Raw genomic sequence first — 674 nt, forward strand, 5'->3', positions numbered from 1 at the left:
TGATGTTGATGAGGAGCAGTTGCGCCAGCAACTGCGCACGGAAACTGATGCGAAGGCGATCAAACGCCTCACGTGTGCGCTGCTGTACCGACAAGGTAAATCACCGGCAGAGATCGAGCAGTTGCTCGGGTTCCCCGAACAAACGGTGTACGATTGGCTCGACACCGTCGCCGAGCGCGACCTCACCGCGCTCGGCGATCTCCCTCGCCCCGGTCAATCGACTCGGCTTACCGACGACCAGTGGACGGAACTGACGGCGACGCTGGCGGCGTCGCCGTCGGAGGCCGGCTACGATGAGCCAACGTGGACACCTGCGCTTGTCCGTGACTACATCGCTGAGACGTTCGACGTTGAGTACTCGCTCGCGCACATGTATCGGGTGATGAAGCGGGCGGGGCTGTCTTACCAGACAGCCCGCCCGCGCCACTACAAAGCCGATCCGGCTGAACAACAGCGGTGGCGCGAAGAGTTCAAAAAAAGTGGCCGACGCTGAAGGCAGCCGGTCGACGAATCGTCGTCATCGATCAGAACACGCAGGTGATCAAGACCAACCAAAAGCGCGGCTGGTTTCCGGTGAACTCCCGCCCGAGACTGCCGGTCTCGGGCGGTCGGGCTTCGATCAATCTGCTGGGCGCGGTCACCGACGACGGTGACCGCTTCATTTCATTCGTTGA

The 674-nt window shown here is 61.6% G+C and carries 1 protein-coding gene and 1 pseudogene; both read left to right on the forward strand.

Annotation, left to right across the window (positions count from 1 at the left end):
• A partial coding sequence (locus EA472_RS21860) for an IS630 family transposase (protein ID WP_124193557.1) occupies positions 1 to 493 on the forward strand: 493 nt, incomplete at its 5' end.
• Positions 457 to 674 (forward strand): annotated as a pseudogene (locus tag EA472_RS22830) (hypothetical protein); the annotation flags it as partial. The gene EA472_RS21860 and the pseudogene EA472_RS22830, both read left to right, overlap by 37 nt.

The sequence above is a fragment of the Natrarchaeobius oligotrophus genome, from assembly GCF_003841465.1.
GTDB classification, from domain to species: Archaea; Halobacteriota; Halobacteria; order Halobacteriales; family Natrialbaceae; genus Natrarchaeobius; species Natrarchaeobius oligotrophus.